A 16,279-nucleotide genomic window follows, 5' to 3' on the forward strand; every position below is an offset into this window, starting at 1 on the left:
TTGTTCGTCCATTTCGCGGTATCCATAAAAAGTATCTGTATCTCTATGTAGCCATGTTTGAGTGGGCTTACAATTTACGTTGGATTGATTTTGACTTCCTCCGCCGTCTTCTTGTCCCTCCTTTCACCTATTTACCCACATGAGCGAATTTCTTTTGTCTTAGCAACAAAGGCGGCTGTACCAGGTTCAAAAATAGCGCCCGATTGTACTAGGGCAGTAACTTTGCCAGCATCTCTAGCCTCTTCAACAATGGTTTTGGTGGTTCCAGAAAGGGATGTGATGGGTAAATTCCCTTTTTCATAACCAAAGGATTCTGCATAAACCTTAGCGCCTGTGGCATGGGTGACAGCGCCACCATTTGATGTGCCGCCTAGCTGGGTTTCCATGTGACCGAGGTATACACCAGCATTGGACATTTTGTCCCAATTCAAACGTCCATCGGGACCTTTATCTACAAATCTTGCAAACGCATAATGAGATGGACTAGTACCATCTGGATGCATAAAAATTACATGATTACCAGTTGTCATATAGCCTCTGAATAAATCAATGATGTATCAATATCTAAATTGAGTTAAACATTTATTTATTAAGAGATATGATGCTATTTGGTTAAACCAAGGTTATTTTTAGATTAAGCTTTTGCGATCGCTTTTTGATAGCAGGAGATGGCGATCGGTTAAAATTGCAAAGCAAATAGTCCAAAACTATATTTCTCATCAATAGCTAAGTCAGAAATATTCAGAAATATCATGTTTTACCAACGACTGCGCGGCGATCGCTACATCAATCCATTGACAGACTTTGGTTTCAAGCGGCTATTTGGCACAGAGCCAAACAAAAACCTATTGATTGACTTTTTGAATGTCATCTTACCGCCCCAACATCAAGTCAAAGATCTCACTTACCGCAGCACCGAAAATCTAGGTAATAGCCCCCTAGATCGCAAAGCCGTCTTTGACCTTTATTGCGAGAGCAAAAAAGGCGAAAAATTTATTGTCGAAATGCAAAAAACCAAACATAACTATTTCAAAGATCGCAGTATTTACTACGCATCCTTTCCTATTCAAGAACAGGCTGAAAAGGGAAATTGGAACTATAAACTAGAGCCAATTTATACGATTGGGATTTTAGACTTTGTTTTTGAGGAAGATAAAAACGAAGATAGGCTATTGCATATTGTTGAACTTAAGGATCAAGATTGCCAAGTTTTCTATAAAAAGCTGAAATTCATTTATTTAGAATTACCTAAATTCCAGAAAACCATTAATCAGCTAAGTAATCATTTCGACAAGTGGCTCTTTTTGCTGAAACATTTACCTGACTTAGAAGAGCCGCCTCTGCTGTTGCAAGAAAATGTATTTATGCAACTATTTGAAGTGGCAAGGATTACAAACTTTTCGCAAGCCGAAAGAGAGGCTTATGAAAGCAGCTTGAAGTATTATCGCGATATGAATGGTGTAATCGAGACTGCGCGAGAGGAGGGGATGACTCAGGGCATTCAAGTGGTTATGGCTCAGGGTGTGCAAGAAGGCAAGCGATCGCTTTTATTAAAAAACTTTCTCGCAAGCTAGGAACCATATCCGATGATATTAAAATTCTATTGCAGCAGTTATCGCCAGATCGATTAGATGCCTTGAGTGAAGCTTTGTTTGACTTAGAAAATTTGGCGGATCTGCACAATTGGCTCAAGAATATTGATGAGCAGTGAGCGGCGATCGCGGGTTTTGGCGATCAGTAGCAAGGGAGTATGATTAAAAAATTATTTATGGACAAGGCAATGGACGAATTAACAAATGTTCTCGCATTAGCCACCGACGAAGAGCTAAATCAACTTGCAAATATCTTATTTCGGCGTAAGTTTAACCCCCTCGACTACCTCACAACTCCGCCGATCCAAGAATTGCAAAGCTGGGATCGGGATGAATTGGTGGCTGCGATCGCCAAGCGCTTTAGTTTTTTGGCGGCAGATGGTCTAACAGTATTGCGCCGCAAGACACAGGAAATGAGCTATCGCAATGTGCTAGAGCGCGTATGTCAGCACCTAGATGTGAAGTATTCTAAACACCAAACCGTTGAAGATATTGAGTCAGAGCTATTTTTAAACCTGGTTAGCAACTCTTGGAAAAAATTATCATCCCAAGAACGCGCCAATCTCGATGAATCGATGCAAGCCGCCCTGACAGAGGCAGATCTACAAAAATCTTTACCCCCCGATGCCCAGCGTAGTCCGATGAGTCTATTTGTTAAGGGTGGCAGTGCGATCGCGGTGAGTACGGTCGTGCGCTCGGCGGTGCTAAATGCGATCGCTCGACAAATGGCATGGCACTTTGCCACCTATCAAGTGGGTTACGAAGTCCTCAAAGCTGGCGGCACGGCGATCGCCACAAGGATCAATGCCTATGTGAGTACGCATATTGCCAAACGGGGCATGGCGATCGCTGCCACGCAATACACCGCAGCTAGGGCAGTCTTTGCGGTGATTACACCTGCATTATGGGGCTTATTTTTTGCCGATCTTGGCTGGCGGGCGATCGCCACTAACTATGGACGCATCATTCCCGCCATTTTCATCATTGCCCAGATCAGGTTATTGAGAATGCCATAGTACAGGCAATGCCAATTTCTAGCTGCTATATTTACAACTTAGTTGCCTCAATCTAGTTTCATGATTAATACCCATCCATCAGCAAGTTTTCCTGCGAATAGTCAAGTTAATGGTCAAACTAATAGCCAATTTTGCTACTACATTGCGATCCCAGAGCCTGAAAATCACCTGCTAGAGGTGGAACTAGCGATCGCTGATTGGCAAAACGAGACCCTCGACCTCAAATTGCCAGTTTGGACTCCTGGCTCCTATCTGGTGCGGGAATATGCCAAGCATTTACAGGATTTTGAGGCGATCGCAGCCGATGGAAAGGCTTTAAAATGGCAAAAGATTAGCAAAAATCATTGGCAAATTAACTGCGGCAGTAATCATGAAATTCGGGTGCGTTATCGGTTGTTTTGCAACGAATTGACGGTGCGGACTAATCACATTGATCGCAGCCATGCCTTTTTTACGGGGGCAGCCGTATTTATGTATGCGCCTGAATATTTGCCTGACCAGAGCGATCGCGGCTATCAGGTGCAGATTACCAAGATCCCTAACCATTGGCAGATTGCCACCGCCCTACCTGAAATTGCTAAGCATACTTTCTATGCCAAGGACTTCGATACTTTAGTTGACAGCCCCTTTGAGATTGGCATCCAAGAGCGTCACGAATTTGAAGTACTCCACAAGCAACATCGCTTCATCGTTTGGGGAGAACATAACGCGAATATGGCAAGGGTGGTTAAAGATACTGCCGCGCTCATTAAAGTGGAAGCGGAGATGTTTGGCGGACTGCCCTACGATCACTACGACTTTATTTTGCATACTAGCAATGGCTTTGGCGGCTTAGAACATCGCGACTGTACGGTATTACTATATAACCGCTTGGGCTTTCGCAAAGAAGAGAGCTATCTGCAATTTCTCAACCTCGTTGCCCATGAATTTTTCCATACATGGAATGTCAAAAGACTTCGCCCCAAAGGTTTGCAGCATTTCGACTATGACCATGAGAACTATACAGGTTCCCTATGGTTTAGTGAAGGTACGACTAGCTATTATGACCAAATCTTTCCGCTTAGGGCAAAGATCTATACGCCACAACACTACCTCAAGCTAATCAGCAAAAGCATTACCCGTCTCCAAAATACCTTCGGACGCAATGTGCAGTCCCTCCATGAGTCCAGTTTCGATACATGGATTAAGCTCTATCGCCCCGATGCCAATACCCACAACAATCAGGTGTCTTACTATCTCAAGGGTGAGCTAGTCTCCATGCTTTTGGATTTATTAATCCGATCGCAAACTAACAATCTGCGATCGCTGGATCGGGTAATGCAGATTATGTGGGAACGGTTTGGGAAAACAGAAGTTGGCTTTAGTGAAGCTGAACTCCATGAGGTGATTGAGTCGGTGGCGGGTGTAGATTTATCAGGATTTTGGCAAGACTATCTCTATGGCAAAAGAGAACTTGACTATAATTATTATTTGGAACCCTTTGGTTTAGAATTACGCAGTTCGCGAACAAATGTACCATTTACAGGATTAACCCTAAAGTCTAAAAATGGCTTGGCGGAAGTGGAAAAAGTGGAATTTGACTCCCCTGCCCAAAAAGCAGGAATTAGCACAGGGGATCTGATTCTAGCGATCGCCGACATTCGGGTAAATGCGGATAACTTTAATGAAAGGCTGCAAGATTTTGAAACTGGCACGACTATCCCGATCGCAATCTTCCAACAGGATTTATTACGCCATGTGCAGATGACTTTGCAAGAGCCAATCGCCACCCATTTTGAAGTAGTTCAAATTAGTCAGGCTTCTCCTAGTCAAGAAATGAACTTGCAACTTTGGCTGAATATTTAAGTATGTCAGTCAAAGAAACCTGTTTAACCTACATTCAGCAGGTCAAAGGTCAAATATAATATTTAAACAATAAATCAATGGGGAAATCTAAGCTATTTTTCCTTGATTATTATGAATATATGCAACGCCCTATAGGTTGTAAATTTGACAGACAATTTTGGAGAATCATCGTAAAATTAATCCAAATTTCTGGGAGCTTTAAGGCTATGACGGCACTGGTTCCGCCCAGTGAGGAAGTAAAAGCCAAGCATAGCAAGGGTTATGGTTTTAATTAAAAGAATCTTGTATGGCAGTAACCTAACACAAAAACAGGGTGTACAGGCACTTTTTGCTCAAAAACCACGTTAACCAGCTTTGACAACAGATTCCTACACTCCTTGCTGAATAAGACTTTCTGCTCCTCATTGGGCGGAACCAGTGCCGCTATGACCTCTACGGCGAAAAACTATGCTGGTCAAAATTTGCGGGGTAAGTCATTTAAGGGGCAAGATCTCTCAGAAGCAGACTTTAGCGGCGCGGATCTGAGAGGTGCAGATTTTACGGATGCAATTTTAAGAGGAGCGAATTTCTCAAAGGCTGAGACTGGCTTGCAGAAGCGATGGTTCATATTTCAGTTAGTTATTGCCTTCTTTTTGTCAGTATTTTCAGGACTTTTTACTGCCTATACGGGTGTAGTGACGACCTTATTTCCTGCCCCTTACAATATCGAAATCCTTAGGATCGTACCCAGTCTGGTAATAATCATTATCTTCTGTGTTGCTATCATTCGACAAGGGTTTACAGCAACAGCTTTCGTCATGATTGCAGGAGCATTAGCATTATTAACATTTGTCTTTGCTTTGTTAGGTACTGTTGCATTGCCAATATTATTCGGAGGAGTCGTAGTAGCATTGGCATTATTAATATTGTCATGGACATTTGCCTTGTCAGGAACCATAGCATTTATTGGAGCATTGGCAGGGTCATGTTACGGGGCATTAGCCTCGTTATTTGTGGAATGGTTCGGTGCAGGCTCAGTCTCATCGGCGCTGACAGGGGCAGTAATATTGGCATCGGGGACCGTGTTACTAAGTGTTTATGCTGCTAGGCGAGCTTTCAAAGGCGATCGCAAGTTCGATAGATTGTTGAAGTTTATTATTGGCTTTACTAGCATCGGCGGAACGAGTTTTCGTGGTGCAGATTTAACTAAAGCTAACTTTACGAAGGCATATCTCAAAAGTAGTGATTTTCGCAATTCTCGCAAACAGGCTACTAACTTGACCCGTACCATTTGGAATCAAGCGGAAAAGCTAGACCGATCGCGATTAGGGACATCAATCTTATCTAACCCCGAAGTACGCAAACTACTAGTCACTGGCAAACCTAACCAAAGCAAATCCTACGAAGGCTTAAATCTACGCGGCGCAAATCTTGACGGTGTTTATTTAGAAGGGGTCAATTTCAAACGAGCTATCCTCAGCGAAGCTAGTTTCTGTAACGCAAATCTCGAAGCAGTAAACTTCACCGAAGCTCAAGCGATCGGTACAGACTTTACTGGCGCACAAGTGACAGGTGCTTGTCTAGAAGGTTGGAGCTATAATCACAGCACTAAACTCGATGATGTCGAATGAAGAGTTGACGGCTTAAGGATTTCAACAATTTCAGGGGAGCGAAATCGCTATAATTTAAATATTCCATTGCTACCAGTGCGATCGCATTGTTTGAGCTATGACACCAATTATTGCCCCAGCAATTGAGTTTATTCCCCAAATTCAAGAGATACCCAAAGAAATACCTAAAGAAATATTTTATCCTTCTGAGGATGGTGAACCCTTGGCTGAGACTTCTGTTCATGCTGATGCAATTATTGCAACGGTAGCTGTTTTACGAAACTATTTAGCAGAAAAGTTTGCAGAGCGATCGCCTGTTGTTCTTGCTGATCAATTTTTGTATTATGCACAGGGCTTTTCTAGATTGCGAGTTGCGCCTGATGTGATGGTGATTTTTGATATTCCGCAGCAGCCCTACGACAATTACAAAATTTGGGAAACAGGGCAAATCCCCAGTGTTATTTTTGAGATGACTTCTGCGAGTACTCAAGCCCATGACCAAGCTAAAAAAAGAGAGCTTTACGAAAGCATTGGGGTTTTGGAATATTGGCTATTCGATCCAAAAGGTGAATGGATTCCTGAAAAATTACGCGGCTATCGTCGTCAAGCTAATCTGCCCAAAAATGATGAAGAGTCTTTGGTTTATGAAGCGATCGCTGATGGCTTAAGCCAAGTTTTAGGATTGCGCCTCGAAGTCGAAGGTTCTCTAATCGGTTTCTATCGTCAGGACAACAGTGAAAAATTACTGATTCCCAGTGAGCTATTTGCAGCATGGCAAGAAGAAATCCAACGGGCTGAGTCTGCGGAAGAACGGGCTGAGTCTGCGGAAGAACGGGCTGAGTTGGCAGAAGAACGGGCTAGAGTCGCAGAACTGGAGGCTAAAAAATTGCGCGATCACCTAGCTGCATTGGGCATCGAGACATAGAACTATTGATTTTAGGTTTTTAGATTTGTGGATGGGTAGCTTGTTGGTTGACGGATTGCATTCCAATCATCGTTTGTCATAGGGGTTGGCTCTCCTGAAGCGATGCCTTCGAGAATGAGGGGTTCGAGGTATTGTTTACGCGATCGATCTTGCTGAATTAAGGTTTGAATGTAGTCATTGGCGTTGGTGTAATATCCTGATGCTATTTGCTCTTGCAGGTAGAGGGTCAAGGCTTCTGGAAGGGTGACAGTTAGGATTGTCATCGTTAAATCTGATGTAACTATATTTTTTGAGTATAGGTCATTTATTTGGTGAGCTACAGGTTGTAAATTTAACTGACAATTTTGGAGAATCATCGTAAAATTAATCCAAATTTCTGGGAATTACGGCTATGACCTCTACGGCGAAAAACTTTGCTGGTCAAAATTTGCGAGGGCGATCGTTTAAGGGGCAACACCTCTCAGGGGCAGACTTTAGTGGTGCAGATCTGAGAGGCGCAGATTTTACAGATGCAATTTTAAGAGGGGCAAACTTCTCAAGAGTTAGAGCAGGTGTGCAGAAGCGTTGGCTTATGTTGCAGCTAATATTGTCTTGGATCTTGTCGGCATTGGCTGGCTTTATGTCAGCCTATGCAGGTTTGTTTGTAGCTGTTTTTCTCACCCCCACTAATATCAAAGCATATACGTTTGCCCCTGGAACTGCCGCAATTTTTATAATAGTTGCCATATTTATAGCAATTATTCAACAAGGATTTACTGCAAAATCTTTTGGTTTTGTTTCCGTTGCTGCTACTTTTTCTGTGGCAATAGTTGCTGTTTTCTCTGGTACTCTGGCTATAGTTGGTTCTGCGACTGTAGCTATTGCTGGTGTTATAGCTGTCTCTGCTGCTGGTGTTCTGGTAAGTTCTGTTGCTGTCGCTGGCACTGTGGCTACAACTTTAGCCATTGTTGGATCTATGACTAGTGCTATAGCTGGCATTGTAGCTATGGTTGTGGCTGAGCAAAGAGCTGAAGCTTCTGTTGGTGCTATAGTCGGTGCTGTTGTCACCTTGCTAATCAGTGTTTATGTTACAAGGCGTACTTTAAAATATGATTCTAAATTCGATGTCTTGCTAAAATTCGGCATTGCATTTGCTGCTATTGGTGGTACAAGCTTTCGAGGTGCAGAGTTAAGCAAAGCTAATTTTAGAGAAGCTAGTTTAAAAAGCACCAATTTTCAAAATTCTCAGCAAAAAATCACTAATTTGCATCGTATTCTTTGGCAACAAGCCCAAAAATTAGAACTCGCTCTTTTAGGAACATCAATCTTAGCCAACCGAGAAGTACGCGAACTATTAGTCACAGGCAAACCCAACTTAAGCAAATCCTACGAAGGCTTAAACCTGCGTGGTGCAAACCTTGACGGTGTTTATTTAGAAGGTGTCAACTTCAAACGCGCCATCCTCAGCGAAGCAAGTTTCCGTAATGCAAATCTCCAATGGGTAAACCTCACCGAAGCTCAGGCGATTGGTACAGACTTCACAGGCGCACAAATGACAGGCGTTTGCTTAGAAGGTTGGAGCTATGACCACACCACCAAACTCAATGATGTCGATTGTCGCTTTGTCTTTGAGCTAGAGCATCCCAACAACAAAGGTAGTCGCGAACGCCGTCCCCACGATCCAGAGAAAGAGTTTGAACAAGGTGACTTTACTAAACGCTACAGCGAAACTCTCAACGTCGTGCAGTTACTTATGCGCAACGGCATCAACCGCGAAGCCTTCATCGCCGCATGGGAAAAGCTTACAAAAGAATATCCAGATATAAATCCTGACGACATTCAAGAAATCAAGAAAAAAGGGCAAGATGTCGAATTAACGATCGCCGTGCCAGAGGATACGGATAAAGGTCGAGTTGAACATATTTTTGATAGTAATTACGAAACCCAACTCAAGGAAATTGAATCGAAACATCAAGCTCGGTTATTAGAGGAGAAAGATCGAACTATTGAGACTATGAAAGATATGTACTTTGCCTTAGCTGAGGCAAAGAAAGGTGATGTTACAGTAATTACACAAACAGAGGCAAAAAGCATGGCAGAACAGAATCCCGTCACTTTCACAGCAAGAGATATCACTAACAGCGTAGTTAATCTCGGCAAAATCAAAGGCAATGTTACCAATGCGATTAATCAAATCCCAAACAAAGAAGACAGTGGCGACATCAAAACCCTCTTAACCCAACTGCAAGAAGCAATTAGTGCTGATAAAGATCTTGCCGATGAAGACAAAGCCGATGCTCTCGAACAAGTCGAAAATCTTGCCAAAATCGCCCTTCACGACAAACCCGCAGAAAAACCAACCCTTGCCAGCAAAGCACTAAGAGCCTTAAAACGCATTATTGACAACATTCCCGCGATCGCCAAAATAGTCGAAACCGTGGGCAAAGCTTTCGGTGCATGATGAAAGCATTAGGTATTTTAACTTTTGTGAATCTATTTCTAATCGCTGACATTGCCGACCAGCTTTTCGCCGATCGCGATCGCCCCTCCTGTTGCTAAAAAAGCGATCGCTGCGCCAAAAATTACTTGATCAATGGAAAGGACTGATGACTTCGGCACGAGATAGCCAAAAATAGCGATCGCCCCTGATAGTCCTGCAAAAAAAGTACCGACCGTTAAGCCGCCTAAACCCTTGGGAACCATCGTCAAAGCAAAGGCAACCATGCCATTATTGACGGCGCTGAGACAGGCGATGAGAAAAATCAGAATCGGGATCAGGGCGATCGCGCTTAATCCTAGGGATAGTAACCAGATACCAACGGCTAAACCACCAAGGGCAACAATCATAATATGGGTATTGGCGAACTGCTTGGCAAGCTGTCCCATTGCGATCGCCATCCCTGCTTGCAAAATTAAGGCTATACCCAATAATGCTTCCCTAGTTAGACCTGTAAAACTGACGAGACTGGCGGTAAAGGTGCGGGGCATTACATCTCCCATCAGCAACCTTGATCCTAAGCCAATGCCAGCGCCAACCATTATCACGATCGCTAAATTACGCCAAAAACCGAGAATCGGTAAATTTTCTTGATCGGGATTAAGCTGCTTGGGAATATAGGTCATGGCAAGCCGTAAACTGGCTACCCCTGCTAATAGGCTAATGGAGGCGATCGTAAACGTTAGCGGTGCGCCCAACCCAAGGATAAATTGACTAGCAAGGGGACGGAGTGACCCAACTAAACCACCCACTAGGGTTAAAACACTGCCAGCTAATGCCAATTTTGTCGCCCCTGCAAAACTTCCTAAAAGGCAGATCACGGGACTGCGAAAGGTGGACATGATCAATGCCCATAGCACTGCCAACCAAGGCAATATCAACCTAACAACTTCATTAGCGCCACCAAAAATGACGATCGCAGGTAAACCCATAAATACCACCGTTGCGGCGATCGCCCCTGCAATCACCATTGGCATCCGTGAGCTATACCAACGCTGCCAGCGATCGGACAAAGCGCCAAATAGTGGCTCAATAATCACGGCGATCGCGCTTTCAATTATCAATAGCAAAGATGCAAATTGTTGAGCTTGGTTGGGGGGATAGCTAAATACCTGCTCAATAAACTTGGGCAAGTAAGCACCATAGGCAATCCAAGTTAGGGAGATTGATCCCTGTACCGCCGCCAAGCTCCATACTTGCAGCCAACGCACCTGATTTGATGTGGCGATCGCCATTTATGACCTCAAGTAAAAATTTAACGACAGCCTTGCAGCGACATTTTGCCATCGGGCATGGTCGCCCGACAGAGATTAGTTTGGCTCAAATCGACATTGGTGAGATTTGCCCCTGTCAAGTCGGCACGATAGAGATCTGCACCTCGCAAATTTGCACCCGTCAGATCCGCACCATAGAGACTAGCATGACGCAAAAAGGTATTGCTCAAATCTGCGCCTTTTAAGTTGGCATATACCAGTTCAATGTCAATTAAATTTGCACCTTTTAAATTTGCCTCCGTCAAATCCGCATATTTCCAACGACTATTGCGAGCATTTGCCCCCGACAAGTTCGCCTTAATCAGATCACCATTGATCAAAAATGTATTGCGTAAATCTGACTCACTGAGATCGGCTTCGCGAAAATCGGCATAGTACATCGTACTAAAAGCTAAAATTGCTCCGACAAAAGAGCTTTTCTGCAAATTCGCCACATCCAAAAAAGACTCTCTGAGGTTTGCCCCATTAGCTTGCACACCACTTAGCTCACAACGCTGACAGGTGCGATGCTCTAAAAGGCTTTGGAAATGGGCAGCATTTTGAGCTTGGCTACTAGCAACATTAATCGTGGCGATCGCCGTAGCAACAGAGGCTAGAGCCATTGTAAAGGCAACTAAATTCTTCCGAAAACCTGTCCGAAACCTTATAAAATTCATGCAAAGCACCTCAATAACACTTAAATTTGGCAGTTCTAAATTTGGCAGTCATTCGCACCCACTTACCTAATTGTTACCATACAGAACCGCCCCACAACACAGCAGAATGTCAGAAAAAGAATGATCAACCACAAATGAGCTTCTAAATTCTTTAGCAACTGTTTAAAAAGTCTTGACCTTCGCTAACAATGCTGATTGCTATATAATCAGAGTGTTTTGTTAATTTTTCCCAATGGATCGCCCTGCATGATCGAACAGCTTTTAGAAACTAATGTCCCCTATTTTCGGATTGAAGTTATCCCCATATTGGTGGTGTTAATTCTGCTAGAAGCAATTCTGTCTGCCGATAATGCGATCGCCCTTGCGGCGATCGTCCGCAGTTTGCCAGACCCCAAACAAGAGGAATGGGCTTTGCGCTATGGTCTAATCGGGGCATTTGTGCTGCGGGTGATCCTAATATTTACAGCAACTTGGGTAATTAAATATTGGCAATTTGAACTAGCGGGATCGCTATACTTGCTATGGCTTTCAGGAAAGTTTTTCTTGGAAAAATCACAGGAAAATCATGACACCCAACATCCTGTACGCATGGCAGATAAACTATGGCAGGTAGTCGCTTTAGTTTCCTTAACAGATTTAGCATTTTCCCTTGATAGCGTCACTGCTGCCGTAGCGGTCGCTGAAGAAACATGGCTAGTGCTTATCGGTGGGGTCGCAGGAATTATTACATTACGATTTTTAGCAGGGCTATTTATCAAGTGGCTTGCCGAATTTACCCATTTAGAATCCGCAGGGTATTTGATCGTAGTTTTGGTAGGTTTACGCCTATTTATTAAAGTGGTTGCCGATAGCCTAGTGCCGCCTGAATGGTTGATGCTTTCTTGCATTGGACTCGTATTTTTATGGGGATTTTCTAAACGCGAACCTAAAGTTGAATAAAAAATTTAAAAGCATTGCTTAGCAACACTTTCAAATTTTTTTGTTATGAAATTTTTGTTGTGAATTGTTTGCTCGATAGTTACTGTAATGTAAGTTAGATAATGCACAGCTAGATAGCAAGGACAGCTTGATGTTTGAATATCCTGAAGACCTTAAATATACAAATTCCCACGAATATATCCGCTTAGATGGCGATGTTGCCACTGTCGGGATCACTGCCTTTGCGATCGATCAATTGGGCGATATTGTATTTTTGGATTTGCCAGAGATTGGTACGACGATCGAGAAGGGGCAGCCATTCGGCACAATTGAATCTGTAAAGGCAGTGGAGGATATCTATGCACCTGTCACGGGGACAGTGTTGGAGGCAAATACTGATTTGATCGATGCCCCAGAAACCATAGGCGAAGATCCCTACGGCAAGTCTTGGTTGTTGAAGGTGAGCATTACCGATGCAACGGAGCTTGATGGGGCAATGACATCGGCGGTATATCAACAAAAGGTGGAAGGCAATTAACAACAAAGGCAGTGCTTAGCACTGCCTTTGTTGTTTAAACTGCATTACAAGCAACGGAGAGAGGGAGATTCGAACTCCCGTTAGGTGTGACCCTAAATCTGATTTCGAGTCAGACGCATTCAACCACTCTGCCATCTCTCCATAACAAAGCAAAGACTAAGATATCACATAGCCATTGGCGATCGCAAGTTCTGATAAATCGAAAAAATAGCCATACCACTGATTGATTAGGCAATAACATGGTGATAATAGGCTAAATAATTACTAAAAAACATAGTGCTAAGCAAGGGGCGATCGCAGAATTTGAGCAAAAGTTACAAAATTTTAAGGTTTTAGGGATATCCAAAAAGAGTATATCTCTCCCTAAATATAGATGACGATCCCATCGGGTAAACCTAGTGTGAGTTAGCGATAAGTTAAAAGCTTCAAGCTAAACCCATTAAAAAAGTAGAATTCAAGTGTTACCCATGATTCATCAATTAGCAGTGCGCTTAGGTGTATCGTGTATGTTGCTCGCCACTCTGCCCCTTGCCACTGACGAGCTCGTTAGATACACGCAAGCCCCCCATATTTTCTCAGGGATCGGGGCGATCGCCTCATGTATAGGAGCCTGCATCCCCGTATTAAGCCTACTCCGCAACTCCGATTAGTTATTTAGCTGTTAGCTGTTAGTTGTTAGTTGTTAGTTGTTAGCTGTTAGCTGTTAGCTGTTAGCTTTTTCCTTTTTCCTTTTTCCTTTTTCCTTAAATTACCCCCACCGTCCCACCACAATTCTGATCGTGCCATCTTCCAAAACTTCCTGTTGTTCGATGGCAAACCCCTGTTGACTAGCACTTTGCAATACTATTTTGGTCGCATATTGTTGATTAACCGCCGCCACAAATTCTTCAACATTCAGTGCCACGCCGTACAAATCCGTAATCATTTCATAGCGATCGCCCACCTGCCGAAAACCGATATCATAGCCATTGGGCATGGGGATCACATATTCTGCAATGGTCGTACTGCCCAAATATCCCCGCGCTAGGGTATTTTCCTGAACGGGATAGCCTAGCTCTTTGAGGGCTTGCTTGAGTAAGTCACCATTTTTAATTTCAATGGCGATCGTGGTGAAGTGAGACATAATTTTTAGAATGATGGCAAAGCGGGGCTTTTATATCATTCTAAGTTAATTGCAAATTTACGCAATTCTTGCAGTAACTGCTCATCGTTAGAGGCAGTACGTGCGCCAGACTCTGCCGCCCATTGCTTAAGCGATGCGATCTGTTGGGAGGCGATCGCGGCGAGAGGTACAGTCTCCTCAATGGCGCTGATGATATCTTCGCTGGTGAAGTCTTCGCGGTTGCCAACTGTGCCACGCCCAAAGGCGCGATGGATGCCATCAATGATTACTTGTTCGATTTCTGCACCGCTAAAATTTTTGGTGTGACGAGCGAGGAGCGCCAAATCGAATTCACGGATACGGCTAGGGCGCAGTTTTTGCAGATGCACTTTAAAAATTTCTTGACGTTCCGATTCTGTGGGCAGATTCAAAAAGAAGATTTCATCAAAGCGCCCCTTTCGCAATAGCTCCGCAGGTAAAATCTGCACATTATTGGCAGTGGCGACAATGAAGACGGGGGCGGTCTTTTCCTGCATCCAGGTGATCAATGTGCCGAAAACGCGCCGACTTGCGCCAGAGTCACCATCACTCGCCATATTCGGATTGCCAAAGGCTTTGTCAATTTCATCGATCCACAACACACAGGGGGCAGTTGCCTCCGCAAGTTGGATCATTTGCCGCATTCGACTTTCGCTCTCACCCACATAACTGCCAAACATGCGCCCGATGTCTAGGCGCAACAGGGGTAAACGCCATTCATGGGCGATCGTTTTTGCCGATAGAGATTTGCCCGTGCCTTGGATGCCCACGAGCAGCACCCCTTTAGGGGTGGGGATGCCATAGCGTTTTGCCTCTTCGGTAAAGGCATCGCGGCGAATTCGCACCCATTGTTTGAGGTTGTCGAGTCCGCCCACATTTTTTAAGGATTCATTGACCGTAAAAAATTCTAAAATGCCTGTTTGCCTAATCGCCTGTTGCTTTTCCGCCAGCACCGCATCAATATCTCCGTCATTGACCTGCTCTTTTTCGGCGATCGCTTTGGCTAAGACGCGCTGAATACGGGTACGACTCAAGCCCTGACAGGCACGTACCAACTGCTCCCAAGCCAGCTCCGAGAGGTTGAGTTTATTGGGGGCGATTTTTTGTTGGATTAGATAGCTAATTTCAGCGATCGCGGGCAATGGAAAATCGATCGCCGTAATCTCTTCGGTGAGTTCGGGCGGAATTTCTAAAACATGGCTCGTGAGGATAATCGTGCGGCGATCGCGCTTGAGATCCCTTGCTAAGTTTTTGAGTTCGCGAATGATGGCAATGTGGCGATCGTGGTCGGGATATTTGAGGATCGGATGCAAGTCGCGCAAGACATAAATAGCATTGTCATTATCTTGGACTGCCTTATCACGCTGCCCAATGCGCGACAGTGCCGCCATCAATGAGCCTTTGTCTGCACCATTATCCGTCCAACCCCGCGCCATATCCCAGAATAAAATCCGCCGACTGGGACTAGATTGCAGTGCTACCTCGATCAAAATCTCTTCAACAGGTTCTTCTTCGGCAGTCACCACATAAATAATCGGATATTTGGCACGCAAAAGCAGATCAAACTGAGCTATTAGGGTTTGATATACTTTGATTTTGCTATGGTTAATAGCGGCTAAAGGCGGATTTGGCGACATACCTATCGAAGCTTTGAGCAGTACAGAGGAGTTTGTGAAAACGTTGCGGTGGGCTGCTTTTAAAAAATTCTCTGGTTTTAAATCAGCGCAAAGGGCTGCAACCGCAGTATAGCATTGGTGATTGACTGACAAGTCTCCCTCAAAAGCAGACAAGATGCCCACGCTACAGGGATTTTAAATTTGCAATTTTGACAGGGTTGATCGTGATTAGCTTTTTCTCTGCTTCAACGATGCAGGCTTTAACCAGTGTTGTCGGCAATAGGGCTTGAATGGGGCTTTATTAGATAAAATTCGTTTACCTGTAAGCATTTTTCCAGTCTCAATGATTGCGGCGGCGGAATTGCAAGATTATCGATTTGTGCCTGTCAAGGGGCTATCTTCAGGTATGGTGGCAAGATTAGGCTTTGCGATCGCCACGGATATTCAACCAGAAATATTAATTCTTGATGAGGTATTATCAGTGGGGGACGAAAGCTTTAGGCATAAGTGTCAACGCCGTATTGATCAATTCTGGGATTCCCACGTCACAATTTTAGTGGTATCTCATTCCATGGATTTTATTCAAAGCTCCTGTGATCAGGCAATTTGGCTCAGTAAAGGCAATCTTAAATTAGCAGGCAACTCAAAGGAAGTTGTAAAATCCTATTTAGAAAGTGTTACTTGAGGCTAGTC

The 16,279-nt window shown here is 44.0% G+C and carries 15 protein-coding genes, 1 tRNA gene and 2 pseudogenes; 11 read left to right on the top strand and 7 right to left on the bottom strand.

Annotation, left to right across the window (positions count from 1 at the left end; translation table 11 throughout):
* Positions 1-146: 146 nt before the first annotated feature.
* Positions 147-530 (bottom strand): annotated as a pseudogene (locus H6F44_RS08090) (alkaline phosphatase); the annotation flags it as partial.
* Between the two features lie 222 nt (positions 531-752).
* Here H6F44_RS08090 and H6F44_RS08095 point away from each other — a divergent pair.
* From H6F44_RS08095 to H6F44_RS08120, 6 genes are all read left to right on the top strand, one after another.
* The gene (locus H6F44_RS08095) at positions 753-1,574 is read left to right on the top strand and encodes an Rpn family recombination-promoting nuclease/putative transposase (RefSeq protein WP_190350452.1); all 822 of its coding nucleotides are present in this window, start codon (positions 753-755) and stop codon (positions 1,572-1,574) included.
* A gap of 17 nt (positions 1,575-1,591) precedes the next feature.
* Positions 1,592-1,711 (top strand): DUF4351 domain-containing protein, encoded by a 120-nt coding sequence (locus tag H6F44_RS23115; protein WP_407681866.1) that lies wholly within the window; start codon positions 1,592-1,594, stop codon positions 1,709-1,711.
* A gap of 69 nt (positions 1,712-1,780) precedes the next feature.
* Complete coding sequence (locus tag H6F44_RS08105; protein ID WP_190350453.1) at positions 1,781-2,608, top strand: YaaW family protein; 828 nt, start codon at positions 1,781-1,783, stop codon at positions 2,606-2,608.
* A gap of 60 nt (positions 2,609-2,668) precedes the next feature.
* Positions 2,669-4,453 carry a M61 family metallopeptidase gene (locus H6F44_RS08110; protein ID WP_190350454.1) on the top strand — a complete coding sequence of 595 codons (1,785 nt, stop codon included), beginning with the start codon at positions 2,669-2,671 and terminating at the stop codon, positions 4,451-4,453.
* Between the two features lie 425 nt (positions 4,454-4,878).
* A complete protein-coding gene (locus H6F44_RS08115; protein ID WP_190350455.1) occupies positions 4,879-6,063 on the top strand; it encodes a pentapeptide repeat-containing protein in 1,185 nt (394 codons plus the stop codon).
* 97 nt (positions 6,064-6,160) lie between these two features.
* Positions 6,161-6,967, top strand: coding sequence for a Uma2 family endonuclease (locus tag H6F44_RS08120; protein ID WP_190350456.1), 807 nt, complete (start codon positions 6,161-6,163; stop codon positions 6,965-6,967).
* Positions 6,968-6,978: 11 nt separating this feature from the next.
* Here the strand turns inward: H6F44_RS08120 and H6F44_RS08125 are convergent, their stop codons facing one another.
* Positions 6,979-7,230: a ribbon-helix-helix domain-containing protein gene (locus H6F44_RS08125; RefSeq protein WP_190350457.1), complete on the bottom strand. Its 252-nt coding sequence runs from the start codon at positions 7,228-7,230 to the stop codon at positions 6,979-6,981.
* A 128-nt stretch (positions 7,231-7,358) separates the two neighbouring features.
* Between H6F44_RS08125 and H6F44_RS08130 the strand changes: the two genes are divergently transcribed.
* On the top strand, positions 7,359-9,407 hold the full coding sequence (locus tag H6F44_RS08130) for a pentapeptide repeat-containing protein (protein ID WP_190350458.1): 2,049 nt from the start codon (positions 7,359-7,361) through the stop codon (positions 9,405-9,407).
* Positions 9,408-9,445: 38 nt separating this feature from the next.
* Here the strand turns inward: H6F44_RS08130 and H6F44_RS08135 are convergent, their stop codons facing one another.
* Positions 9,446-10,678, bottom strand: a complete 1,233-nt coding sequence (locus H6F44_RS08135) for an MFS transporter (protein ID WP_190350459.1) — start codon at positions 10,676-10,678, stop codon at positions 9,446-9,448.
* 20 nt (positions 10,679-10,698) lie between these two features.
* Positions 10,699-11,373 (bottom strand): pentapeptide repeat-containing protein, encoded by a 675-nt coding sequence (locus tag H6F44_RS08140; protein WP_190350460.1) that lies wholly within the window; start codon positions 11,371-11,373, stop codon positions 10,699-10,701.
* A 216-nt stretch (positions 11,374-11,589) separates the two neighbouring features.
* On the opposite strand from H6F44_RS08140, the gene H6F44_RS08145 reads away from it, so the two are divergent.
* The gene (locus tag H6F44_RS08145) at positions 11,590-12,312 is read left to right on the top strand and encodes a TerC family protein (protein WP_242016491.1); all 723 of its coding nucleotides are present in this window, start codon (positions 11,590-11,592) and stop codon (positions 12,310-12,312) included.
* 130 nt (positions 12,313-12,442) lie between these two features.
* Positions 12,443-12,829, top strand: coding sequence for a glycine cleavage system protein GcvH (gene gcvH, locus H6F44_RS08150; protein WP_190350461.1), 387 nt, complete (start codon positions 12,443-12,445; stop codon positions 12,827-12,829).
* 54 nt (positions 12,830-12,883) lie between these two features.
* On the opposite strand, the gene H6F44_RS08155 is transcribed toward gcvH, so the two are convergent.
* Positions 12,884-12,970, bottom strand: a tRNA-Ser gene (locus H6F44_RS08155).
* Positions 12,971-13,296: 326 nt separating this feature from the next.
* On the opposite strand from H6F44_RS08155, the gene H6F44_RS08160 reads away from it, so the two are divergent.
* The gene (locus H6F44_RS08160) at positions 13,297-13,479 is read left to right on the top strand and encodes a hypothetical protein (RefSeq protein ID WP_190350462.1); all 183 of its coding nucleotides are present in this window, start codon (positions 13,297-13,299) and stop codon (positions 13,477-13,479) included.
* 98 nt (positions 13,480-13,577) lie between these two features.
* On the opposite strand, the gene H6F44_RS08165 is transcribed toward H6F44_RS08160, so the two are convergent.
* Together H6F44_RS08165 and H6F44_RS08170 are read right to left on the bottom strand one after the other, a co-directional pair.
* Positions 13,578-13,952, bottom strand: coding sequence for a DUF1257 domain-containing protein (locus H6F44_RS08165; protein WP_190350463.1), 375 nt, complete (start codon positions 13,950-13,952; stop codon positions 13,578-13,580).
* A gap of 35 nt (positions 13,953-13,987) precedes the next feature.
* Positions 13,988-15,607 carry an AAA family ATPase gene (locus H6F44_RS08170; protein WP_190350498.1) on the bottom strand — a complete coding sequence of 540 codons (1,620 nt, stop codon included), beginning with the start codon at positions 15,605-15,607 and terminating at the stop codon, positions 13,988-13,990.
* Positions 15,608-15,789: 182 nt separating this feature from the next.
* Here H6F44_RS08170 and H6F44_RS08180 point away from each other — a divergent pair.
* Positions 15,790-16,271, top strand: a pseudogene (locus tag H6F44_RS08180) (hypothetical protein); the annotation flags it as partial.
* Positions 16,272-16,279 lie beyond the last annotated feature (8 nt).

The organism is Pseudanabaena cinerea FACHB-1277 (assembly GCF_014696345.1).
Taxonomy (GTDB): domain Bacteria; phylum Cyanobacteriota; class Cyanobacteriia; order Pseudanabaenales; family Pseudanabaenaceae; genus Pseudanabaena; species Pseudanabaena cinerea.